The 23054-nt window shown below is 51.9% G+C and carries 15 protein-coding genes, 2 tRNA genes and 1 pseudogene; 7 read left to right on the forward strand and 11 right to left on the reverse strand.

What is annotated here, in order from left to right:
- Positions 1 to 48 precede the first annotated feature (48 nt).
- On the reverse strand, positions 49 to 1437 hold the full coding sequence (gene fumC / locus BBW69_RS02090) for a class II fumarate hydratase (RefSeq protein WP_188210241.1): 1389 nt from the start codon (positions 1435 to 1437) through the stop codon (positions 49 to 51).
- 148 nt (positions 1438 to 1585) lie between these two features.
- A complete protein-coding gene (gene tkt, locus BBW69_RS02095) occupies positions 1586 to 3565 on the reverse strand; it encodes a transketolase (protein ID WP_188210242.1) in 1980 nt (659 codons plus the stop codon).
- A gap of 560 nt (positions 3566 to 4125) precedes the next feature.
- On the opposite strand from tkt, the gene ccoG reads away from it, so the two are divergent.
- Positions 4126 to 5622 carry a cytochrome c oxidase accessory protein CcoG gene (ccoG, locus tag BBW69_RS02100; RefSeq protein WP_188210243.1) on the forward strand — a complete coding sequence of 499 codons (1497 nt, stop codon included), beginning with the start codon at positions 4126 to 4128 and terminating at the stop codon, positions 5620 to 5622.
- 2 nt (positions 5623 to 5624) lie between these two features.
- Complete coding sequence (locus BBW69_RS02105) at positions 5625 to 6173, forward strand: FixH family protein (RefSeq protein ID WP_188210244.1); 549 nt, start codon at positions 5625 to 5627, stop codon at positions 6171 to 6173.
- A 59-nt stretch (positions 6174 to 6232) separates the two neighbouring features.
- Here BBW69_RS02105 and BBW69_RS02110 read toward each other — a convergent pair whose 3' ends face one another.
- From BBW69_RS02110 to BBW69_RS02120, 3 genes are all read right to left on the reverse strand, one after another.
- Complete coding sequence (locus BBW69_RS02110; RefSeq protein WP_107819648.1) at positions 6233 to 7408, reverse strand: nitronate monooxygenase family protein; 1176 nt, start codon at positions 7406 to 7408, stop codon at positions 6233 to 6235.
- A 330-nt stretch (positions 7409 to 7738) separates the two neighbouring features.
- Positions 7739 to 7813, reverse strand: a tRNA-Glu gene (locus BBW69_RS02115).
- A gap of 17 nt (positions 7814 to 7830) precedes the next feature.
- Positions 7831 to 7907: transfer RNA gene (locus tag BBW69_RS02120), tRNA-Arg, on the reverse strand.
- Positions 7908 to 8024: 117 nt separating this feature from the next.
- Between BBW69_RS02120 and BBW69_RS02125 the strand changes: the two genes are divergently transcribed.
- Positions 8025 to 9410, forward strand: coding sequence for a PolC-type DNA polymerase III (locus BBW69_RS02125; protein WP_223169907.1), 1386 nt, complete (start codon positions 8025 to 8027; stop codon positions 9408 to 9410).
- Positions 9411 to 9620: 210 nt separating this feature from the next.
- Here BBW69_RS02125 and BBW69_RS02130 read toward each other — a convergent pair whose 3' ends face one another.
- On the reverse strand, positions 9621 to 10400 hold the full coding sequence (locus BBW69_RS02130) for a ferredoxin--NADP reductase (RefSeq protein ID WP_101145972.1): 780 nt from the start codon (positions 10398 to 10400) through the stop codon (positions 9621 to 9623).
- A 273-nt stretch (positions 10401 to 10673) separates the two neighbouring features.
- Here BBW69_RS02130 and BBW69_RS02135 point away from each other — a divergent pair, with 273 nt between their 5' ends.
- The 3 genes and pseudogenes from BBW69_RS02135 to BBW69_RS02145 form a co-directional block, all read left to right on the forward strand.
- Positions 10674 to 13763: a TonB-dependent siderophore receptor gene (locus tag BBW69_RS02135; RefSeq protein WP_101145974.1), complete on the forward strand. Its 3090-nt coding sequence runs from the start codon at positions 10674 to 10676 to the stop codon at positions 13761 to 13763.
- A gap of 143 nt (positions 13764 to 13906) precedes the next feature.
- A complete protein-coding gene (dinB, locus tag BBW69_RS02140; RefSeq protein WP_188210245.1) occupies positions 13907 to 14965 on the forward strand; it encodes a DNA polymerase IV in 1059 nt (352 codons plus the stop codon).
- 61 nt (positions 14966 to 15026) lie between these two features.
- A pseudogene (locus tag BBW69_RS02145) lies at positions 15027 to 15143 on the forward strand (IS5/IS1182 family transposase); the annotation flags it as partial.
- A 25-nt stretch (positions 15144 to 15168) separates the two neighbouring features.
- Here BBW69_RS02145 and rep read toward each other — a convergent pair.
- Both rep and aroD read right to left on the reverse strand, forming a co-directional pair.
- The gene (gene rep, locus BBW69_RS02150) at positions 15169 to 17184 is read right to left on the reverse strand and encodes a DNA helicase Rep (RefSeq protein ID WP_188210246.1); all 2016 of its coding nucleotides are present in this window, start codon (positions 17182 to 17184) and stop codon (positions 15169 to 15171) included.
- Between the two features lie 19 nt (positions 17185 to 17203).
- Positions 17204 to 17968, reverse strand: coding sequence for a type I 3-dehydroquinate dehydratase (gene aroD / locus BBW69_RS02155; RefSeq protein ID WP_188210247.1), 765 nt, complete (start codon positions 17966 to 17968; stop codon positions 17204 to 17206).
- Between the two features lie 199 nt (positions 17969 to 18167).
- On the opposite strand from aroD, the gene recA reads away from it, so the two are divergent.
- A complete protein-coding gene (gene recA / locus BBW69_RS02160; protein WP_107960220.1) occupies positions 18168 to 19214 on the forward strand; it encodes a recombinase RecA in 1047 nt (348 codons plus the stop codon).
- Between the two features lie 163 nt (positions 19215 to 19377).
- Here recA and yddG read toward each other — a convergent pair whose 3' ends face one another.
- The 3 genes from yddG to dnaX form a co-directional block, all read right to left on the reverse strand.
- On the reverse strand, positions 19378 to 20298 hold the full coding sequence (gene yddG, locus BBW69_RS02165) for an aromatic amino acid DMT transporter YddG (RefSeq protein WP_188210308.1): 921 nt from the start codon (positions 20296 to 20298) through the stop codon (positions 19378 to 19380).
- Positions 20299 to 20422: 124 nt separating this feature from the next.
- Positions 20423 to 20758 (reverse strand): YbaB/EbfC family nucleoid-associated protein, encoded by a 336-nt coding sequence (locus BBW69_RS02170; RefSeq protein WP_107859161.1) that lies wholly within the window; start codon positions 20756 to 20758, stop codon positions 20423 to 20425.
- Positions 20759 to 20839: 81 nt separating this feature from the next.
- Positions 20840 to 23011 carry a DNA polymerase III subunit gamma/tau gene (gene dnaX / locus BBW69_RS02175; RefSeq protein ID WP_188210248.1) on the reverse strand — a complete coding sequence of 724 codons (2172 nt, stop codon included), beginning with the start codon at positions 23009 to 23011 and terminating at the stop codon, positions 20840 to 20842.
- Positions 23012 to 23054: the final 43 nt, after the last annotated feature.

Genomic DNA, 23054 nt, shown 5'->3' on the forward strand with positions numbered 1-23054 from the left:
AATGCCGTCTGAACGAGGTTTCAGACGGCATTTTATTTGAGGGAAAGATTAGCGCGGATGAACCATATCGGCAGGAACGACCAACTCATCAAACTCTTCGCCCGTCAACAAGCCCAATTCGATGGCGGTTTCGCGCAGCGATTTGTCGTTTTTATAAGCGGTTTTGGCGACTTTGGCGGCATTTTCGTAGCCGATTTTACGGTTTAACGCAGTAACCAGCATCAGGGAATGGTGCAGGAAATAGTCGATTTTTTCCGGCACGGGTTCGATGCCGACGGCGCAGTGTTCGTTGAAGCTGTTGCACGCGTCGCCCAAGAGGCGGATGGATTGCAAGAGGTTGTAAGCGATGACGGGCATATAGACGTTCAGCTCGAAATTGCCCGACGCGCCCGCCATGCCGATGGTAACGTCGTTGCCGAACACTTGGCAGCACACCATGGTCATCGCTTCGCATTGGGTCGGGTTGACTTTGCCCGGCATGATGGACGAACCCGGCTCGTTTTCGGGGATTTTGATTTCGCCCAAGCCGCAACGCGGGCCGCTTGCCAGCCAACGGATGTCGTTGGCGATTTTGTTCAGGCTTGCCGCCAGCGTTTTTAATGCGCCTGAAGCGGCAACGGCGGCATCTCGTCCGCCCAAGGCTTCAAATTTGTTCGGCGCGCTGACAAACGGCAAGCCAGACAATTCGGCGAGTTTGGCGGCAGCTTTTTCGGCGTATTCAGGATGGCTGTTCAAACCCGTGCCGACTGCGGTGCCGCCCAAAGCGAGTTCACACAAGTCTTTAAGTGCATCGTTCAGACGGCCTAAACCGTGATCGAGCTGGGAAACGTAGCCAGAAAATTCTTGTCCCAAAGTCAGCGGCGTCGCGTCCTGCAAATGGGTGCGACCGATTTTGACGATAGGGGCGAATTCTTTGGCTTTTTTGTCCAATGTATCGCGCAAGGCTTTTACCGCCGGAATAAGGTGGCGGTTGATTTCAATCGCGGCGGCGACGTGGATGGCGGTCGGGAACGCGTCATTGGTCGATTGCGCGTGGTTCACATGGTCGTTGGGATGGACGGGCTGGTACGCCGCCAAACCCGTACCGGCGATTTCGTTGGCGCGGTTCGCCAGCACTTCGTTCATGTTCATATTGGATTGCGTGCCGGATCCGGTCTGCCACACTACCAATGGGAACTGCCCGTCGAGCTTGCCGTTCAACACATCATCCGCCGCCTGCGTAATCAAATCCGCCTGCTCAGGCTTAATCCTGCCGAGGGAAACATTGGTGGCGGCGGCGGCTTTTTTCACCAGCGCCAAAGCATAAATCAGCGGCTGCGGCAGGGTTTCGCCGCCGATTTTGAAATTGTTGCGGCTACGCTGGGTCTGCGCGCCCCAATAGGCTTCGGACGGGACTTCGACATTGCCCATGGTGTCGTGTTCGGTACGGGTGCTCATGCGTTTCTCCTTTTTAAATGTGAATAAGAGCGATTCGCAAATATTATAATGGAGATTGGTGGGATGAGAAAGCATCATGGCAGCGAGAATATAAAAATGCCGTCTGAAGCCCTAATTGGTTTCAGACGACATTTGTTCAGGTGTGGGGTTACAGCACTGATTTCACAGTATCGACCACATTGTCCACGGTAAAGCCGAATTCTTTGAACAGCAGATCAGCGGGGGCGGATTCGCCGAAGCGGTTGATGCCGACGACTGCGCCGTTCAGACCGACGTATTTGTACCAACCGTCGGCGTGTCCGGCTTCTACGGCAACGCGCGGTAGGCCTTCGGGCAGAACGGCGGCTTGATAGGCGGCGTCTTGGCGGTCGAAGACGTTGGTGGACGGCATGGAAACGACGCGTACGGCGATGTTTTGCGCGGCGAGGGCTTTTTGCGCCTCCAAAGCCAGCTCGACTTCTGAGCCGGTGGCAATGATGACGGCTTGGGCGTTGCCTTGGGCTTCGCTGATGATGTAGCCGCCGCGTTTGATGTCGTTCAGTTGTTGTTCGTTGCGCGCTTGGAATTTCAGGTTTTGACGGCTGAAAATCAGGCAGGACGGGTGATCGGCTGCTTTAACGGCTTCAGACCATGCTACCAAAGATTCGGCGGTGTCGCACGGACGCCATACGTCCATATTCGGAATCAGGCGCAGGGTGGCGGTTTGCTCGATGGGTTGGTGGGTCGGGCCGTCTTCGCCCAAACCGATGGAATCGTGGGTGAAGACGAAGACGGGGTTGATTTTCATCAGTGCCGCCATGCGTAAGGCATTGCGTTCGTATTCGCTGAACATCAGGAAGGTCGCGCCAAAGGGTTTCACGCCGCCGTGCAGGGTAAGGCCGTTCATGATGGCGCCCATGCCGAACTCACGCACGCCGTAGTGGATGTAGTTGCCGCCTTTGTCACGGGTAACGGAGACGCTGTTTGACCAGTCGGTCAGGTTGGACGGGGTCAGGTCGGCAGAACCGCCTACCAGTTCGGGCAGTGCTTTGGCAAGAATTTCGATACTGTTTTGGCTGGCTTTGCGGGTGGCGATGGTTTCGGCTTTGTCGCATACTTCTTTCAATGCGGCTTGAACGTATGCATCAAAATTGTCCGGCAGTTTTTTATCCAAGCGGCGCACGAATTCTGCGGCTTCGGCAGGATATTTGGCTTGGTATTGCGCAAACAGTTCGTTCCAGTCGGCTTCCAGTTTCGCGCCTTGTTCTTTCGCGCTCCATGCGTCGTAAATCTCTTGCGGGATTTCAAAGGCGGGGTAAGCCCAGCCCAGATGTTTGCGTGTGGCTTCGATTTCGTCCGCGCCCAAAGGTGCGCCGTGGGTTTTGTGGCTGCCTTCTTTGTTGGCACTGCCTTTGCCGATTAAGGTTTTGCAGCAGATGATGGACGGTTTGCCGGTTTCGGCGCGGGCGGCTTCGATAGCGGCTTGAATGGCGGCGGTGTCATGACCATTTACGTTGGGAACGACGTGCCAGCCGTAGCTTTCAAAGCGTTGCGGGATGTTTTCGGTAAACCAGCCGTCCACTTTGCCGTCGATGGAAATATTGTTGTCATCATATAAAACAATCAGTTTGCCCAGACCCAAAGTGCCGGCGAGTGAGCAGGCTTCGTGCGATACGCCTTCCATCAGGCAGCCGTCGCCCATGAAGACGTAGGTGTAGTGATCGACAATGTTCAAACCGTCTTTATTGAACTCGGCGGCAAGGATTTTTTCGGCTAATGCCATGCCCACTGCGTTGGCAATGCCTTGTCCCAACGGGCCGGTTGTGGTTTCCACGCCGTCGGTGTAGCCGTATTCGGGGTGGCCGGGGGTTTTGCTGTGCAGCTGGCGGAAGTTTTTCAGGTCTTCAATGCTCAGGTTGTAGCCGGTCAGGTGCAGCAGGCTGTACAACAGCATGGATGCGTGGCCGTTGGAGAGGATGAAGCGGTCGCGGTTGTAGAATTTGGGGTTGGCGGGATTGTGATGCAGGAATTTCGTCCACAATACTTCTGCCATTTCCGCCATGCCCATAGGCGCGCCGGGGTGGCCGGAATTTGCTTTTTGAACGGCATCTGCGGAGAGGAAACGGATTGCGTTTGCCAGTTGAGACATTTTATATCTTCCTTGCTGGTGTTTTGGATAAGCGGATGGTTAGACGGCGTTGATTATCGCCCGATTCGCATATGCTTTCAAGAAAAGGAGGGGTAGGCGGTACTGCTGTGCCGGAAGGATATATGCTCCGGGTATCGGGATGTCGGTTTCAGCCTGAATGTGAAAGGTGGTTCTATACTTTTGAAAACAAAGTGTTACAAATTATTTATTGAATAAATAGAGTTTGTTTATGATGGGGTATCGACGTTTTTTGCAGTCATTTGCCTATTTATTTCTTACCCGTTGTTTTTTAATTATATTCAAATAAGGAAGTTTTCAGCACATATAGTTTTGTCCGTGAAGGGGCGGCGTATTTGGGGGCGGTATTGTTCGGATATTTATCTTTTTGCGTATCAAAATAAGTGCATAAAGTTGTACAATAGCAAGAATGTATTTTGAGAAAAATATATTTTCTGAGAATATTAAAACGTAAAGATATCAAAAAAAAAGCAAAATGCCGTCTGAAAAGAAAACAGTAGCCATGACGGACAAACCATTAATCAAAAATCAAGGAACGTAGCATGACCACGGAAAATCAAGCCGGTAATCCGGAAACCGAGCACAGCCCGTCCGAAAAAACAAAAGCTGCACCGAAAGTGAAAAAAACGTTTGATCCGCGTGCCAGCGTGATTCAAATCCATCCCGAAGGCGAACGCATCCATCCGAAAAAAGCGGAAGGGCGGTTCGCCAAATTGCGTATCGCCGCAGTGTTGGCGACGCAGTTTGTGTTTTACGTCATTCCGTGGTTCAACTGGAGTGGCCGTCAGGCGGTTTTATTTAATATCCCCGACCGTCATTTCTTCATTTTCGGATTGTCGTTGGGTATGGGCGATTTGATTTACCTCGCTCTGCTGTTGATGATTTGCGCATTCGGATTGTTTTGGTGGACAACCATTGCCGGTCGTTTGTGGTGCGGCTATTCTTGCCCGCAAACGGTTTACACCGAAATCATGCTTTGGATCGACAACTTGGTTGAAGGCGACCGCAACAAACGTTTAAAACTGGAAAAATCGCCTTGGAATTTTACTAAAATCCGCATTAAAGCCACCAAATACCTACTGATTTTCCTTGTCTGTGCGTGGACAGGTATCACTTTTGCGGGCTGGTTTGTCCCTATCCGCCAGTTTGTTCCCGATTTATTCACCGGAGCAGCAGGTGGCGGCGCGATGTTTGCCGCGGCATTTTACGGTTTCATGACCTTCTTTTTTGCCCACATTATGCGCGAAAAAGTATGCCTGCATATGTGTCCGTATGCACGTTTCCAAAGCGCGATGTTCGACAAAGACACGCTGATTATTTCCTATGATACGGAACGCGGAGAACCGCGCGGAGCCCGCAAGAAAACGGTTAATAAGGAAGAGGCCGGTTTGGGCGACTGTATCAACTGTGCGATGTGCGTTCAAGTCTGCCCTGTCGGTATCGATATCCGCAACGGCCTGCAATATCAATGTATCGGTTGTGCCGCATGTATCGACGCGTGTGATGAGATTATGGATAAAATGGGCTATCCGCGCGGATTAATCCGTTATACGACAGAAGGTGCGTTGGAACACGAGTATTCCGAAAAAGATATTAAAAAACGGCTGCGCAGGCCGCGCGTGGCGGGTTACGGTGCGGTGTTGGCGTTAGTTATCATTGCCTTCCTGGTCGGTTTGTCCACGCGCAAAATGGTCGAAGTCGATATTCTGAAAGACCGCGGCGTAATGGTGCGCGAAAATGCCAAAGGTTGGCTGGAAAACGCATATAGCCTCCGTATCATCAACAACAGTGAAAAAGAACAGCTGATTACCGCAAGTGTCAAAGGATTTGACGAAATAGCCCTGACCGGGCTGCCCGAAGGCGGTATAAAAGTGGCTCCGCGCGAAACGGTAACCCTTCCTGTACAAGTGTCTACCATTCCGGAATACGCGGACAAAGGCAGTCATCCTATCGAGTTTATCTTCCAATACCGGGAAAGCGGTGCATCAGACGGCAAGCCGGTTGTTTTGGAAGAAGATGCAACCTTCATCGGAGAATAACAGTGTCTCAAAACAGTCGAATCAAGCCTTGGTACAAACACGTCTGGCCGTGGGTCTTGATGGCGGGTCCGATTTTTGTCGTCATCGCCAGTGTCGCCATGTTTTTTGTCGCACAGCAGCACGCGACAGATTTGGTTACGGACGATTATTATAAGGACGGCAAAAATATCGACATCCAGCTCCATCGGGATGAAGAGGCTGTCAGACGGCATATCCGGGTACAGGTCCTCATTTCCCCCGATATGAATGCGGCAAAGGTGTTCGTCAGCGGCGAATTTGACGGGAATCAGCCGTTGAAGCTGCTGTTGATGCATCCGACCCGCAAGGCGGACGATCAAACCGTAAACCTTAAGCCTGTCGGCGGCGTGCAAAACGATAGGGCGGAATATGAAGCGGTGTTTAAAACCCTTCCGCCGACCAACCACTGGTATTTGCGCGTAGAGGATGCGGCAGGGATGTGGCGCGTGGAAAACAAATGGATTACCAGCCAAGGCAATGCGGCCGATTTGACCCCGATGGATAAACTCTTCAATAATACTGAAAGCAAATAAAGAGATGCCGTCTGAAAATTTTCAGACGGCATTTTTCTACGGTATCGGCTGTTTTGACATCAGCGTCCTACTGTTGCAACAGGTTCGCTCCCCGTCAGCAGATATTGTATCGTCTCACGGACGGTGCGGATGGCATTGCCGAAGGGGAGAGGGTCTTTACCTCTGAAGAACAGGCCTTTATCCACTTCTCCACGGAATGCGGCAGCAAGCTGGATATCAATACAGAATTGCCCTGCTTTGGCAAGCCCGTCGCGCAGGCCGCAGCTGGTCAGGCAGTTTAAACCTTGGGTACAGCGGCGCGGGTCGGCTTTGGCGTTTGCCTGAAGTTTGCTTTCACGCTTGATGTAGCTGTCTAGGAATTTGGTACGTACGCCGCGTGCCGGCAAACCGGCAACAGACATAAATTCGACTACTTTTTCAGTTTCCGCACCGGCAAGCGTTTTTTTGAAGTTAAGATGTGCATCTCCTTCTTCGGTAACGGCAAAAGCGGTACCGATTTGAACGGCGGAGGCTCCCCAGTTCTTTAGGGCGGTTTTGACTTTTTCAAAATTTGCCATGCCTCCCGCAAGAATAAGCGGGATTTTTTCGCTTTCCAGCCCTAAACTTTTGAAGACTTCAAACGTTTCCTCAATCACGCGTTTAAAGTCGAATTTAGCATCGTTTACGCCTTCAACGGTTGATGCACCCAAATGTCCGGCCGCGTGGGCAGGATGTTCGACTACAATCGCATCGGGCAATATGCCTTTTTTCATCCAACGTTTCAAAACGATATTAATACCGCGCGATTCGGATAGAATCGGTAGCAGGGCAACATCTTTATGATAGCCCTCGGTCATTTCCGGCAGGTCTAAAGGCAGACCGGCACCCATCACGACTGCATCCGCCCCTGATTCGCAAGCCTGGCGGACATACGCGGCGTGGTCTTTGACCGCCTTCATCACGTTGACCGCAATCAGTCCTTTTCCCTCTGAAGCACTTTTGGCTTTTTGGATTTCCCTGTCTAATGCGGTACAGTTCAAAGACGTATATTTCTCCTCGCTCGGATTGATTTGGGATTCGGCGAGCAGGTCTTCGTGAAGGTGACGTAAATCCACACTGGCAATCGTTCCGATACCGTTTTCACGCGCCACCGCGCTAGATAAACCCGATGCGGAAACACCGACCCCCATGCCGCCTTGCACGATAGGGATAAGGGATTTTCCACGAATAATCAAAGGGTCAAAAATATTCTGCATCAGTTTCTCCGAGTATACGAATCAGTCAGGCTCATGAAAAATGGTTCTAACTGTTTTAGAACCATTGCTCAAATTTGGTATTATACTCTAAATATTGCAGCGGTAAACAGAAAAGCAGAAGGAGCTTTGGAATATGCTGTTATATCTGTACCAATCGGATAAAGTGTTTAACGGACACTGCATCCGGTTATGGGATATCAGTTTACACAGCAAAGGTTTGAATATGATTCGATTATGTCTGAGATTCTGATGAAGGGGTAGGTAAAGATATGGTAACGAGTTGCCGAGGCAATAAAAATCCCCGAGGTATAACCTCAGGGATTTGGAATTTGGCACGCCCACGGGGAATCGAACCCCGGTTACCGCCGTGAAAGGGCGATGTCCTAACCGCTAGACGATGGGCGCATATTGTATTTTCTTACTGGCGCACCCGGAGCGATTCGAACGCCCGACCCTCTGGTTCGTAGCCAGATACTCTATCCAACTGAGCTACGGGTGCGCTGCAAGAAAGATTTGAATTTTAGGGTAATCATCGGATTCTGTCAATTGTTTTGTTGGATGAAATGCCTTAAAAGTGTAAAATATCGGTTTGTTGTTTGAATTTAAAGAGAATAAAATGATTGTTGCTTCTCGCTGGCCCTTGCTGGAAAAGGTATTTTTACGGTTTGGAATGCCTGTTGCCGTGGTTGATTTGGAATCGACGGGCGGCAATCTGTATGAAGACAGGGTAACCGAAGTGGCTTTGGTCAAGTTTGAGCAGGGAAGGGTGGTGAGGCATGAGTGGCTGGTTAATCCTCAAAAACCTATTCCGCAGTTTGTGGCGGGGCTGACGGGGATTTCAGACGGCATGGTTGCCGACGCACCTGTTTTTGCAGAGATTGCCGGCGAGTTGTTTTCGGTATTGAAGGGTTGTGTGTTGATTGCACATAACAGCCGTTTCGACTATACGTTTTTAAAGCATGAGTTTCATCGTGCGGGTATCGGATTTTCATCGCCTGCTTTGTGCAGTGTGCAGCTGTCCCGGTGTCTGTATCCGCAATTTTACAAGCACAGCCTGGACAGTATCATCGAAAGGTTGGGGATTGTTGTGGAAGACAGGCATCGTGCGATGGCGGATGTATCGGCATTGTGTGATTATTTGGAATACAGCCTGTCGGAACATGGGGTTGAGGCATGGATCAGGCAGTGTTTCCGTTTGATGAATCCGAAACCGCTGCCTGCCGCGCTGCCCGAACGGTTGAGGCAACAGTTGTACGGTTTGCCTGACGGTATGGGGGTGCTGGCTTGTTTCGACGGCGGAGGGAAAGTAAATTACATCGGTACGTTTGAACGGGTATATAGCGAGGTTTCGGCTTTATTGGATTCCGGAAAAGCCCCGTTTGATTGGTGCAATACGGAGGAAGTCCATTTTTTTCCCGCATTGGGCAGCCTGCATGCATATAAGATTAAAGCGGAATTGGTCGGGCGTTATCATTCGGGTTGTTATGTATCTGCCAAAAATCTGCTTAAAACATTTACGACCGTCAGGTTTGAAAAAGGTTCAGACGGCATGTTGAATGCGAAAACAGCGGCTTTGAAAAACGGTGTGACGGATAATCCGCCTACCGGATTATTTGCCAATAAAAAGGCGGCGAGACGGGCTTTGTCGTCGTGGGCGGAAACATACGGATTGTGTCCTGCCGCAGCCGGTATCCTTCCGGACGGTTATGCAGAGGATGAGCCTTGTCCCGTATATGTTTCAGGCCGATGCGATAAGGCGTGCGGCCGTTCTGACGAACAGGTTTTGGCGTTTGCACACAAGTTGCCTGTTTTGGATTGGGGAAAAATGCATGAGGTGGAAATTACCGAAACCGATCCTTTAACGGGGGAAAAAGTCGTTCTGCATGGAATGGGCGGCGCATTGGAAATGGATGACGGGCTTTGGTATTTCGATAAAGATTTACCGGATGCGTTTAAGACGAAGTTTAAAACGGACAGGAAAAATATTAAGGAAATCGGTTAAATCGATACCGGTTGGTGAAAGCCGACAAGTATGTAAACAGCCGTTCGTATTGATTGCCTAATCGGTTTGGGTTGGAATGTGTTGCCGTTTGCAGGTAATGTGTCCGAAGATGCCGTCTGAACTTTTTCAGACGGCATTTTTGCCGACGCGGTTTTCGTGCCGTGTCGGTTTGCCCGTCCATCCGAAGGCATCGGACAAGCAGGGTGGTTTTTAGAAGCCGTTTTCCATCATGATTTGACCGGGAATGCGGTTGCGGTGCATGGCGTAACCCATGTCAAGCAGCGTTTGGAAAGTGTCTTTGACCATTTCCGGGTTGCCGCAAATCATAAACCGTGTGGATTCCGGGGTGAACTTGGTATGCAGCGCCTTTTCGATGCTGTTGTTTTTTAAGAGTTCCGGAATGCGTTTTCCGCTTAAGCCCGAGGGGTTGGCGGCACGGGTGGTAACAGGGACGAAACGGAACGAGTGTCCGTATTCACCTACCAGGGGATGTTCGGACAATGCGGCGAGCCGGTCGTTGAAAATCAATTCTTCGGGAAAAGATACGGAATGTATCAGGTTGACGGTATCGAAACGCTGTCGGATTTCAGGTTGTTCGAGAATGGAAAGGAAGGGGGCGATGCCGGAGCCGGTGCAGAGCATCACCAAATCCTTGCCGTCGGGGAAGCGTTCAGGCAGGAGGAAGCCGGTGGCATTTTTATCGAGCAGGATGGTGTCGCCCTGTTGCATTTTGGCGAAACGGGCCGACATGGGGCCGTCTTGGATGAGTACGGCAAAATATTCGAGCGTGTCTGCATATTCTGCGGAAACGATGGAGTAGGCACGCCAAATAAAGCCTTCACCTTCGTAGAAACCGAGTCGGGAGAACTGTCCCGCTTTAAAACGGTAGGATTCGGGACGGCTGATGGCGAAAGTGATCAGTTTCGGCGTGTGGTGTTTGACCCACAAAATCTTTTCTTCAGTGAATTTTGCTTCGGGCGAGGCTGCCATGTTGTTGTCCTTAAGTGTGTTTGTCGGGATTATAGCCAATTTGGGTGTTTTTTTCCGCATTGACGGTCTGTATTTAAATTCGGATATTTTTCAATACAATGTTATCGTTTTTTGAAATAAACGGTAAGGAGCGGTTTGTTTTTTGTCAAAATGGGAATACAATCCGCATCTATAAATTTAATTGAGAATTATTTTTTTCAATTAATATAAAAAATCAAAACAGTTGTGAGGGCCTTTGGACGATTTGCACACTTGCATATTACAGAGGTCTCTATGAATCAAAATCATTTTTCACTTAAAATTCTGACCGTTATGCTGTTATCGGCTTACGGTGGTTCTTTTGCAGACGGTGTTGTGCCTGTTTCAGACGGCAATACCGTCAGTCTGGATACGGTCAATGTACGTGGCTCTCATGCTTTGTCGGGCAAGACCGAAAAGACCCGTTCTTATACGATAGATCGGATGTCCACCGCCACAGGTATGAGGATTGCGGGCAAGGATACGCCGCAGTCGGTCAGCGTCATCACGCGCAGTCGCCTTGACGATAAGGCGGTGCATACGCTTGAAGAGGCAATGAAAAACACGACGGGTGTCAACGTTGTGCGCGATTCAGGCTTGCAGACGCGGTTTTTGTCACGCGGTTTCTATATTGATCAGATTGGTGAAGACGGTATTACCGTCAATGTTGCAGGCCGTTCGGGATATACAGCGAAAATTGACGTGTCTCCGAGTACCGATTTGGCGGTTTATGACCATATTGAAGTTGTACGGGGTGCAACGGGGTTGACCCAATCTAATTCAGAGCCGGGCGGAACCGTCAATTTGATCCGTAAGCGACCTACCGCTTCTTTCAAACATACCGGAGAGCTGACCGTCGACCATCGTGGCAGCCGGCGTGCAGTGTTGGATGTTTCAGGCAGCCTGAATAAGGCGAATACCTTACGCGGAAGGTTGGTGGGTGCGGAAGAGTATAAAAAATCGTTTAAAGACCGCGTTTGGGGCAGGAAACATATGGTTTACGGCATTGCCGAAGCCGATGCGGGCGACAGCAGTGTGCTTACTTTGGGCGGTATGTATCAGAAGAGTAGGGAGGTCCCTGATTTTTCGGGTATTATTTTGCCCTGTGAAAATCAGAAAACCGCCCCGTTCAGTTCAACGCTTGCCTGCAACCGACCTTTGCAACTGCCGCGCAACACTTATTTGGGGGAGGATTGGTCGCGGTTGAGTGCCGACAAATACAACCTTTTCTCAGGTTTCAAACATGTGTTTGACAACGGTTGGCAGCTCAATGCCGAAGTGTCTTATACCAAGAATGAATCCGATGCGAAGGTGGGGCAGTTTTTTCTGAAAAACGAACATGCGGCAGGTTTGTCGGGTGAGGATGCGGTAGGCTTTTTGACCGAAAAAAACGAAGTCATCCCGTTCGAGCCGAAAGATAAGGCATTGGAGAAACTGAAAGCATATCGTGACGAAACCGCCAAGGAATACCGGGAGCGCAAAGACGATTTTGTTAAAAACCGTTTCGATAATACTGCTTTCGAACAGTATCGCAGCCGCCGTGCCGCAGAACGCAAAGCCGGTTTTGACGAGTGTATGAGTGCCCCTTTTGCGCTGGACTTTATCTGTCAAGGTTCTTGGGGGGATCCGGGCGTTGATGCCGATAAGTCGGAATTTGTCGATAAAGCCCTTGCAAAGGAGGGCATCTTTAATAATGCGGCACAACGTTTTCCAAACAGCCTGTATGACTCTTCCTTTAATCGGAAGGCTACCGCCAACCGACGATACAGTTATATGCCGTTGCGGCATACCAAAGACGACCGCCAATGGGGAATCAAACTTGACCTGACCGGCACATACGGGCTGTTCGGGCGGGAACATGATTTCTTTGTCGGCTATGCCTACGGCGATGAAAAGATACGTTCCGAATATCTGGAAATCTACGAACGCCGCCACAGAGTACGTCCGAATACGGGGGCAACGCACGGCGTGTATGCGGGAAGTTGTCAGGAGGAGCCGGACGGCGATTTGTCATCTCCTTTGGTCAGGGGGCATAAAGAACCCGATTGGCAGGCGTACGATGAAAAAGGCAACCGTACCGTTTATGCCGAAGAATGCAGGAACGCCAAGAAAATAAAAACCGAGCCCAAGCTCGATGCCGAAGGCAAGCAGGTGTATTACTATGACGAATACAGCGGCAGCCGGACACCGGTATATGTCGATGTATATGAGCTGGACGAAAAAGGCAACAAGATTCAGGAGACCAATCCCGACGGCACGCCTGCCTTTACCGGTTTTTCCGGTACGGTGCCGGTTTGGAAAACCGTCAAAGTGGCCGACGACCATGTTCCTGCGCTGTATAACTACGCCAAATACCTCAACACCAACAAAACCCATTCGCTGACTGCCAGCACGCGTTTCAACGTAACCGGCCGACTGCACCTTTTGGGCGGGCTGCACTACACGCGCTATGAAACCTCGCAAACCAAAGATATGCCTGTCCGCTATGGGCAGCCGGCAAGCGATTTTCAGACGGCATCGAGCATTAAGGCGGATCAGGACCATTACACGGCCAAGATGCAAAGTCATAAATTGACGCCCTATGCAGGCATCACCTATGACTTGACACCGCAACAGAGTATTTACGGAAGTTATACCAAAATCTTCAAACAGCAGGATAATGTCGATGTCAGTGCCAAAACCGTTTTACCGCCTTTGGTCGGCACAAACTATGAGGTAGGCTGGAAAGGCGCGTTCTTGCAAGGACGGCTGAATGCTTCGTTCGCATTGTTTTACCTCGAACAGAAAAACCGCACGGTCGTCGATTTCGGCTATGTTCCCGGAGCAAGCGGTAAGCAGGGGTCGTTCCAAACCGTTGCCAAACCGATAGGCAAAGTGGTCAGCAGGGGTGCGGAATTCGAGTTGTCGGGCGATTTGAGCGAAGATTGGAAAGTCTTCGCAGGCTATACCTACAACAAGAGCCGGTATAAGAATGCAGCCGAAGTCAATGCCGAACGCCTTGCCAAAAATTCCAGTGCAGAGCCGTACAATTTCAGCAATTTCACACCCGTGCATATATTCCGTTTCGGAACGAGCTTCCATATACCGAATACGGGGCTGACCGTTGGCGGCGGCGTGTCCGCACAAAGCGGCACAAGCAGTCTGTACAACATCCGTCAGGGCGGTTACGGGCTGATAGACGGTTTCGTCCGTTACGAATTGGGCAAACACGCCAAATTGAGCCTCATCGGTACGAACTTAAACGGACGCACTTATTTTGAGAACAACTACAACCGTACGCGCGGCGCAAACAACTTCTATGGAGAGCCGCGTACTGTCAGCATGAAACTGGATTGGCAGTTTTAATTGAAAACCGTAGTTTTGCGGATGCCGTCTGAAACAGGGTATGTTTCAGACGGCATTTTTATGGAGGCAAGCCTATCGGGGCGTATATTTGGAATTTGCCCGATGCCGGCAGTAGAATATCCCTTTTATCCTCAGCAGAGCCGATGTCTTCACGCAAAATCATCCACATCGACATGGACGCATTCTACGCATCGGTAGAGCTGCGCGAACAGCCGCATTTGAAAGGGCGGCCGGTGGTCGTCGCGTGGGAGGGCGCGCGTTCGGTGATTTGCGCCGCATCGTATGAGGCACGGCAGTTCGGGCTGCATTCTGCGATGTCGGTGGCAACGGCGAAAAGGCTGTGTCCGCAAGCGGTGTATGTGCCGCCGCATTTCGACTTGTACCGTCAGGTTTCCGCGCAGATTCACGCCGTATTCAGGCGTTATACCGATTTAATCGAACCCCTGTCGCTGGACGAAGCCTATCTTGACGTTACCCGTAATTTCAAAAACATCCCTTACGCCAGCGAAGTTGCCAAAGAAATCCGTGCCGCCATTTTTGCGGAAACGGGTTTGACCGCATCCGCAGGCATCGCGCCGAACAAATTTCTGGCGAAAATCGCGTCGGACTGGCGCAAGCCGAACGGGCAGTTTGTGTTGCCGCCGCACAAAGTCATGGCATTTTTGGAAACCCTGCCTTTGGGCAAAATCCCCGGAGTGGGCAAGGTAACGCTGAAAAAAATGCAGTCGCTGGGTATGCAGACGGCGGGCGACTTGCGCCGTTTCGAGCGCGGCGAGCTCTTAAACCATTTCGGACGCTACGGTTACCGCCTCTATGATTTGGCGCGCGGTACGGACGAACGCCCCGTCAAAGCCGAACGAGAATGCCTCCAAATCTCCACAGAAATCACCCTGCCCGAAGACCTGCCGCTCGAGCATGCTGCCGGACACCTGCACCATCTTGCCGAAGACTTGTGGCGGCAAATCACGCGCAAAAACGTCGAAGCCCAAAGCGTAACGCTCAAGCTGAAGACCTACGATTTCCGCATCATCACGCGCACGCTGACTTATTCCTCCGCATTGCCCGACTGCGCAGCTCTGCTGCAGGCTGCGCAAATGTTGATGGCGCGCGTCCCGCCGCAGACGGAAGACGCGTTCCGCCTCATCGGTATCGGTGTCGGCCGCCTTGTGCCGAAAAATCAACAGCAGGGCTTGTGGGCGTAAACCGATTTACCACGCCGTCCAAAAAACATGCCGTCTGAACGGTTTTCAGACGGCATGGCTGCTTTATAGTGGATTAAATTTAAATCAGGACAAGGCGACGAAGCCGCAGACAGTACAAATAGTACGGCAAGGCGAGGCAACGCCGTACTGGTTTAAATTTAATCCACTATACATTGTCTCCGGCTTCGTTTCCCTATCTTGGTTTAATCCGACGGATTGCCTTTTTTCATGCTGTCGAGCCTTCCGATTATATCGGCAAGGTTGCGTCTGCCTTCTTCCTTGCTGACAATCGGCTCTCCGCCTTTGCGCCCCAGGATTTTCAAATCTTCCTGCGGCATTTCGTCTATGAAGCGGCTGGGTTCGGGGAACTGCCATGTGCCTTGTTTTTTGCGTTTGACGCAGTGGGTCAGTGTGAGTTGGCGTTTGGCGCGGGTGATGCCGACGTACATCAGGCGGCGTTCTTCTTCGACGTTGCCTTCTTCGATGCTGTCGTTGTGCGGCAAAACACCTTCTTCGCAACCGATAAGGAAAACATACGGATACTCCAAACCTTTGGCGGCGTGTAGCGTGGATAGTGAGACGGCATCGGTTTCTTCTTCGTCTTTTCCTTCCAAAAGCGTCATCAAGGCGACGGTTTGGGCGAGTTCGATGACGTTTTTGCCGTCTTCCCCGCCTTTTCGTGCAAACCATGATACCAAATCGCCGACGTTGCGCCATTTGATTTCGCCTGCTTTGCCTTCTTCGTTTTGCATCAAATGGTTTTCATAGTCGATTTCTTCGAGCAGGCTGTTGATGAACTCGCCCGCTTCGCCTGTTTCGGCTTTGGCGCGGTAACTGCCGAACATATCCATAAAGGCTTGCAGGTGTTGGCGGTTGGTATTGTTCAGCGTGGCAAGGGCTTCTTCGGTTTGCGCGGCTTCATACAGGCTGCATTCGTGTTCGTGCGCGTAAGTGTTGAGCTTGCCCAGCGTTACATCGCCGATGCCGCGTTTGGGCGTGGTAACGGCACGCAGAAAGGCGGGATCGTCGTTGGGGTTGGCAAGCAGCCGCACATAAGACAACACGTCTTTGATTTCGGCTTTGTCGAAAAAGCTTTGTCCGCCGGAGAGCCGGTAGGGGATGCGCGCGCCGCGCAATGCTTCTTCGAAAATCCTCGCCTGATGCTTTCCGCGGTATAACACGGCGAAATCGGCATATTGGGTTTTGTCGCCGCCAATGAGTTTTTGTTTGACGATTTGGCTGACGACCCAGTCGGCTTCGTGCTGCTCGTTTTGGCAGGCAACGACTTTAACCGGCTCGCCTTCGCCCAATTGCGACCAAAGTTTTTTGGTAAACAGCTTGGGGTTGTTTTCGATGACTTTGTTGGCGATTTTGAGAATCCGCGCGGTGGAGCGGTAGTTTTGCTCCAGTTTGATGACCTTCATCTGCGGATAGTTTTCCTGCATTTTGCGCAGGTTTTCCATGTTTGCACCGCGCCATGCGTAGATTGACTGGTCGTCGTCGCCGACGGCGGTAAACATCCCTTCCGCACCGGTCAAGAGTTTCATCAGCGCAAATTGGCAGGTATTCGTATCTTGGCATTCGTCAACCAGCAGATAACGCAGCCGCCGCTGCCATTTGTTGCGCACTTCGCTGTTTTGCTGCAACAGCACGGCAGGCAGGCGGATTAAGTCGTCGAAGTCCACTGCCTGATAGCTTTGTAAGGTTTCCTGATAGCTCGCATACACACGCGCGGTTTGTTGTTCCCACGCATTAGAGGCCGTCTGAACGACATCTTCAGGCGTTTTTAAATCGTTTTTCCAAAGGGAAATTTGATGTTGCGCTTTGAATATGGCTTCTTTGCCCGTACCGCCTAAGAGTTCGCCGATGATTTTGGCGCTGTCGGTAGAGTCGAAAATGGAGAAGTTTTTTTTGTAACCGATATGGTTCGCCTCTTCGCGCAGAATCTTCATGCCCAAAGAATGGAAAGTGCAGATTATTATTCGTTTAGCTTGACCTTTTGATAGCATTAAACTGATACGTTCCCTCATTTCTTTTGCGGCTTTATTAGTAAAAGTAATAGCTGCAATTTCATGGGGTTGGTAACGTGATGATACAATCAAATGCTTGATTTTTCGAGTAATCACGCCGGTTTTGCCGCTGCCCGCGCCGGCAAGGACGAGCAGGGGGCCGCCGAGGTAGCGGACGGCTTCGAGCTGTTGGGGATTGAGTTTCATCATGTTTTGATGCCGTCTGAAATCAGTCTGCGCCGCTTTCGAGGCAGTCGAGTGCCGCACGGAGGGCGGATACGCCGATTTGCCCCGGCGCGGAGTTTTGCGTTCCCGAACCGAACGTGATGCTTGAGCCGAACACCTGTCCGGCAAGCCGGCTGACCGCCCCCTTTTGACCCATTGACATCGTAATAATCGGTTTGGCGACAAGCTGTTTCGCTTTGAGCGTGGCAGAAAGCAAAGTCAGCACATCTTCCGCGCTTTGCGGCATCACCGCAATTTTGCAGATGTCCGCGCCGCAGTCCTCCATCTGTTTCAGACGGCATACGATTTCTTCTTGCGGCGGTGTGCGGTGAAACTCATGATTGCAGAGCAGGGCGGCGATGCCGTTTTTTTGAGCATTTGCCACGGCGCGCCGGACGGCGGTTTCGCCGGAAAACAGCTCGATATCGATAATGTCGGGCAGGCGGCTTTCGATCAGCGCGTCGAGCAGTTCAAAATAATAATCGTCCGAACACGGGAACGAGCCGCCTTCGCTATGCCGTCTGAACGTAAACAGCAGCGGTTTGTCGGGCAGCGCGTCGCGGACGGTCTGCGCGTGGCGCAATACTTCGCCGATGCTGCCCGCGCATTCCAAAAAGTCGGCGCGGAACTCGACGATGTCGAAGGGTAGGTTTTTGATTTGTGGCAGTACGGCTGCAAGTTCGGCAGCAGTGCGGGCAACCAGGGGTACGGCGATTTTGGTGCGTCCGCTTCCGATAACGGTATTTTTGACGGTAAGGCTGGTGTGCATGGCGGTTCAGGCGGCTGGCGGGAAAAGTAAGGGCGCCATTATAGCAAAGGAGGGGCAATGTTTCAGACGGCATTCGGTCTGAAGCGGATGGTAGCCCCCGAAAGGCAAACATGCGATAATGACCGACCGATTCATATTCCGCGCCGCAGCCCGTGCTGTGCCGCATATTACATACCGCATTTGTTCCGGAGGAACCCCCATGTCAGACGACAAAAGCAAAGCCCTTGCCGCCGCCTTGGCGCAAATCGAAAAAAGTTTTGGCAAAGGCTCCATCATGAAAATGGACGGCAGCCAGCAGGAAGAAAATCTCGAAGTCATTTCCACCGGTTCATTGGGTTTGGACCTGGCACTCGGTGTCGGCGGCCTGCCGCGCGGCCGTATCGTCGAAATCTTCGGTCCGGAGTCGTCCGGTAAAACCACCCTCTGCCTTGAGGCGGTCGCACAGTGTCAAAAAGACGGCGGCGTGTGTGCCTTTATTGATGCGGAACATGCCTTCGATCCCGTTTACGCGCGCAAGCTCGGCGTTAAAGTAGAAGAGCTCTACCTTTCCCAGCCCGATACCGGCGAACAGGCTTTGGAAATTTGCGATACGCTTGTACGCTCCGGCGGTGTGGATATGGTGGTCGTCGACTCTGTCGCCGCCCTCGTCCCCAAAGCCGAAATCGAAGGTGACATGGGCGACAGCCATGTCGGACTTCATGCGCGGCTGATGAGTCAGGCTTTGCGCAAGCTGACCGGACACATCAAAAAAACCAATACCCTGGTCGTATTCATCAACCAAATCCGCATGAAGATCGGCGTGATGTTCGGTAGCCCCGAAACCACCACCGGCGGCAACGCGCTCAAATTCTATTCTTCCGTCCGCCTCGATATCCGCCGTACGGGTCAGATTAAAAAAGGCGAGGAAGTTATCGGTAACGAAACCCGCGTCAAAGTTATCAAAAATAAAGTTGCCCCCCCGTTCCGTCAGGCAGAATTCGACATTTTGTACGGCGAAGGCGTAAGTTGGGAAGGCGAGTTGATTGATATAGGCGTGAAGAACGACATCATCAACAAGTCCGGAGCCTGGTACAGCTATAACGGTGCGAAAATCGGTCAGGGCAAAGACAACGTCCGTGTTTGGTTGAAGGAAAATCCTGAGGTTGCCGATGAAATCGATGCGAAAATCCGTGCATTGAACGGCGTGGAAATGCACATCACCGAAGGAAAATTGGACGAAACCGACGGCGAGCGTCCCGAAGAATAAAATTTGAAATCCCGATAAACGGTACTTCTGTTGCGTAGTACCGTTTTTTTGTGCCGCCTGCCGGCTTGGTTTATTTTGTCCGGATTCGGTCGGTATTGGTTTTCAGGCCGGATGGTGTTTGAATATGCGGGGGGTATCGGCATTGTTTGATATGGAATCCCGATTAATATCGTTTCCGTTCGACAGTGCGCGTTGCCAGCCAGCAGACGGATGAACCGAGGCAGACCATTGCCGCGCCCTGCCAAAACTCGACGGGAAGGGGCGTTTGCAGTAGGAAGGATGAAATGCAGGCAGAAAAAATTGGGATGAAATAGGATGCGCCGGCAAGAACGGTCATGTTGCCGCGCGAAATGCCGATGTTCCAAACGGCATAACCCAAACCCAGACAGGATGCGGCGGCGGTTGTGTAGAGCAGCGATGCGGTATCGAAATTCAGGCTGCCTGTGTCGTCTGAAAAGTATTTTGCCCACAAGATGCATGAAACGAGCAGGAAAAAGAAGCCGACGGCGTTGCCCTGTGCTTTGACGCGTGCGGTCAGTGTGCAGTATGCCGCCCAAAACAGCGCGTCCGAAAGCGCCATGATGTAGCTTGTCGGATTGGTGCGTATGTTGGCTATCATTCCGGAAACGGAAAATCCACCTTCTCCACCCAATACGATGGCGATACCTGCGAAAGACAGGATAAAGCCTAAGGCAATCCACCATTTCGCAGGCTGCCTGTTGAACAGGACGGCGCCGATAATGGTAAAGGTCGGCCATAGGTAGTTGACCATGCCGACTTCGACGGTTTGGCGCGCGTTTCGGGCGTAACCGACGGACAGTGACAGGCACAGTTCGCATCCGACGAAGAAAAGGCTTGCCCAAAACAGGTAGCTCTTGCTGAGGCGGCTCAGATTCGGCCTGCCGAAAATAATAAAAATCAATACGGCAGCCATGCTGTACATCATCGCTGCACCGCCGACCGCGCCCATATGCAGGCTGACGGTGCGGATGAGTCCGATGACCGAACTCCAAAAGGCGATGGCAAGCAGCCCGACGGCGGTCGCCTGTTTGGGTGTAAGGTTTTGTTGTAATCTGGAAAGCATGGTGCTTAAAGGAAAATTTTGTTTAATATACCAACAGTATCCGCACGCGTATTCTCTGTCAAACGGAAAATGCCGTCTGAACAAGGTTTCAGACGGCATTTATATTTTTGCAGCGTCAGTCGGATCAGCGGAAGAAGTCGCCCATGCCTGCAGGCAGCCCTTGGGTGAAAGCGCCCATGGTTTTGCCGGTGGTTTCTTCAGCTTTGTCGGAGGCGGCATTGAACGCGGCAAGGACAAGGTCTTCGAGCATTTCTTTGTCGTCTGCGGCTTCCTGAATCAGCTCGGGGCTGATGTCGATTTTGCGGACGACATGGGAACAGGTCATCACGACTTTAACCAAGCCGTTGCCTGCTTCACCTTCTACTTCGGTTTCGGCAAGTTTCGCTTGCGCTTTTTTCATGTTTTCCTGCATTTGCTGCGCCTGTTTCATCAGGCCGCCCAATCCGGCTTTTCCGAACATACTGAATACTCCTGTTTGTGTTTGAATGAATGAGGGAAACGGCAATGCCGTCTGAAAGTGTTCAGGCGGCATTATATCTGTTTACGGTCGGTTTGCAGCCAATTCCAGAGATTCAGGTTCCCATACGGCTTCAAAAACCTGCAAAAGCCGACGTGCGGTTTCGTCGGCTTCGAGCAAATCCTGTGCCTGCCGCCTACCTTCAAGTTGGATGCGCCGGCGGCGCATGTCCGGAGTTTCCCAGCCTGCGTCGTCGCGCCAGGACTCGGTTTGCAACTTCAACGGCAGCCCGTAGGCTTCGGCAAGCGTGGTTCTGATTTTGTCGAGCCGCTCTTTGTTGGTCGTGGCGCGGGCTTCGTCGGTCAGCGAAAGCATCATCAGATGGCTGCCTGCATCGTATTGTGTCCATGCGGCGTGTTGCGCCAGCATTTGCGCTGCGCCGAGTTTGCGGGCGAAATGCCGGACGATTGCTGCCCAGTTTTCGGTGGAAAACTCAGGAGGCGGGGCGAATTGCGTACCGTCTTCGTCGTTGCTGCCTTCGTCGTCGTTGTTTTCTTCTTCCGCCTCTTCTTCTTCCGCATCGGCAGGGACGGCGTATTCCCAATCCGGCGGTGGAGGCATTTCTGCGCCGTCTTCTACGGGGTAGCCATCATCCGGAAAGCCGTAATCGTAGAAAGGTTCTGCTGGGGCTTCGTGCGCAAATGCTTCCGTTTCAACGGCTTCATCATTCGGTGTTGTCTGAATGGAGTTTTCAGACAGCACTTCGGACAAGGAAGCTCCGGTTTCGTTGTCGGCTGCTTCGTTCTTGGAAACTTGATTTTCAGCCGATGTTTCTGCTTTGTTTGCGGAAGGGCGGTTTGCCTCTGTTGTTTCAGAGTTTGTTTGAATGCTTTCCGCTAACTCTTGCACGGGCACGTCCGATACGGTTTCTGCATCGTTCGGCGCATTTTCCCAAGGCGGAATATCGTTGTTTTCCTGAGCGGAAGCCGATTCGGCAACCTTGTTTTCAGACGGCATTGCAGGCGTGGATGCCGTCTGAACGGATGTTTGGACGGTTTCTGCCTTAGAGGGAAGCGGCTTTTTTGCGGCCGTCTCCTTTTCGGCGGCTTGTGCCGACGGAGATTTTAATTCTGTATTTTCAATCACGGCATTTGCATCGCATGAAGCTGCCGCTAACGGTGTAAACGCCAGCATACGCAGCAGGGTCATGACGAAGCCCGCGTATTCGTCGGGCGCAAGGCTCAAATCCTGTTTGCCGCGGATGGCGCATTGATAATAAAGCTGGATTTGTTCGCCGCTGAGTGTCTGGCTCAGCGGCAACAGCACACCGCGATCAGGGTCGTCGTTCGCCAAAGCGGAGGGAACCGCCTGTATCAAGGCGAGGTGTTGCAGCAGCATGGCCAGTTCGCCCAAGGCATTGTCAAAGCCGACGGCACACGCAGCCATTTCCTGCGCTTTTACCAGCAGGGCTTCGCCGTCTTGGTTGATGATGCCTGTCAGCAGTTCGTACAGGTATTGTTTATCGACCGCACCGATCATTTGGCGGACGTCTTGTTCGGCAACGCTGCCCGAACCCATGGCGATGGCTTGGTCGAGCAGGCTCAGGGCGTCGCGCATCGAGCCTGCGGCGGCACGTCCCAAAAGTTGCAGGGCGGCGGGTTCGTAGGCAATTTTTTCGCTGTCGAGGACGTAGGCAAGGTGGTCGGCAACCTGCTGCGAAGTCATGTTGCGCAAGACAAATTGCAGGCAGCGGCTCAAGACGGTAACGGGGACTTTATGCGGATCGGTCGTGGCAAGGATGAATTTGACGTGTTCAGGCGGCTCTTCCAGCGTTTTGAGCATGGCGTTGAACGCGCTTTTGGAAAGCATATGCACTTCGTCGATGATATAGACTTTGTATTTGCCGGCAGTCGGTGCATATTGGGCGTTTTCCAATACTTCGCGGATGTTGTCGATGCCTGTGTTGGAGGCGGCGTCGATTTCCAGCAGGTCGACGTAGCGCCCGGCATCGATCTGCGTACAGCTTTCGCATACGCCGCAAGGTTCGCCGTGTTGCGCGTTTTCGCAGTTGAGGCTTTTGGCAAGGATGCGGGCGATGGTGGTTTTGCCCACGCCGCGCGTACCGGTCAGCAGGTAGGCGTGGTGCAGCCTGCCTTCGTCCAGCGCGTTGCGCAAGGCTTTGACGACGTGTTCCTGACCGACTAAGTCGGCAAAGGTTTTCGGACGCCATTTTCGTGCAAGAACTTGATAAGCCATATTTTTCTCTTTGATTAAGCGTTTTGTCCGTTCGGGACGTATC

It is taken from the genome of Neisseria sp. RH3002v2f, from assembly GCF_014596375.1.
In the GTDB taxonomy this organism is placed as follows: Bacteria; Pseudomonadota; Gammaproteobacteria; order Burkholderiales; family Neisseriaceae; genus Neisseria; species Neisseria cinerea.

Excerpts from the sequence above, each read along its gene's own strand:
- fumC (WP_188210241.1), bottom strand. The coding sequence starts at position 1,437 with ATGAGCACCCGTACCGAACACGACACCATGGGCAATGTCGAAGTCCCG.
- tkt (WP_188210242.1), bottom strand. The coding sequence starts at position 3,565 with ATGTCTCAACTGGCAAACGCAATCCGTTTCCTCTCCGCAGATGCCGTT.
- ccoG (WP_188210243.1), top strand. The coding sequence starts at position 4,126 with ATGACCACGGAAAATCAAGCCGGTAATCCGGAAACCGAGCACAGCCCG.
- BBW69_RS02110 (WP_107819648.1), bottom strand. The coding sequence starts at position 7,408 with ATGCAGAATATTTTTGACCCTTTGATTATTCGTGGAAAATCCCTTATC.
- BBW69_RS02125 (WP_223169907.1), top strand. The coding sequence starts at position 8,025 with ATGATTGTTGCTTCTCGCTGGCCCTTGCTGGAAAAGGTATTTTTACGG.
- BBW69_RS02130 (WP_101145972.1), bottom strand. The coding sequence starts at position 10,400 with ATGGCAGCCTCGCCCGAAGCAAAATTCACTGAAGAAAAGATTTTGTGG.
- BBW69_RS02135 (WP_101145974.1), top strand. The coding sequence starts at position 10,674 with ATGAATCAAAATCATTTTTCACTTAAAATTCTGACCGTTATGCTGTTA.
- dinB (WP_188210245.1), top strand. The coding sequence starts at position 13,907 with ATGTCTTCACGCAAAATCATCCACATCGACATGGACGCATTCTACGCA.
- rep (WP_188210246.1), bottom strand. The coding sequence starts at position 17,184 with ATGATGAAACTCAATCCCCAACAGCTCGAAGCCGTCCGCTACCTCGGC.
- aroD (WP_188210247.1), bottom strand. The coding sequence starts at position 17,968 with ATGCACACCAGCCTTACCGTCAAAAATACCGTTATCGGAAGCGGACGC.
- recA (WP_107960220.1), top strand. The coding sequence starts at position 18,168 with ATGTCAGACGACAAAAGCAAAGCCCTTGCCGCCGCCTTGGCGCAAATC.
- yddG (WP_188210308.1), bottom strand. The coding sequence starts at position 20,298 with ATGCTTTCCAGATTACAACAAAACCTTACACCCAAACAGGCGACCGCC.
- BBW69_RS02170 (WP_107859161.1), bottom strand. The coding sequence starts at position 20,758 with ATGTTCGGAAAAGCCGGATTGGGCGGCCTGATGAAACAGGCGCAGCAA.
- dnaX (WP_188210248.1), bottom strand. The coding sequence starts at position 23,011 with ATGGCTTATCAAGTTCTTGCACGAAAATGGCGTCCGAAAACCTTTGCC.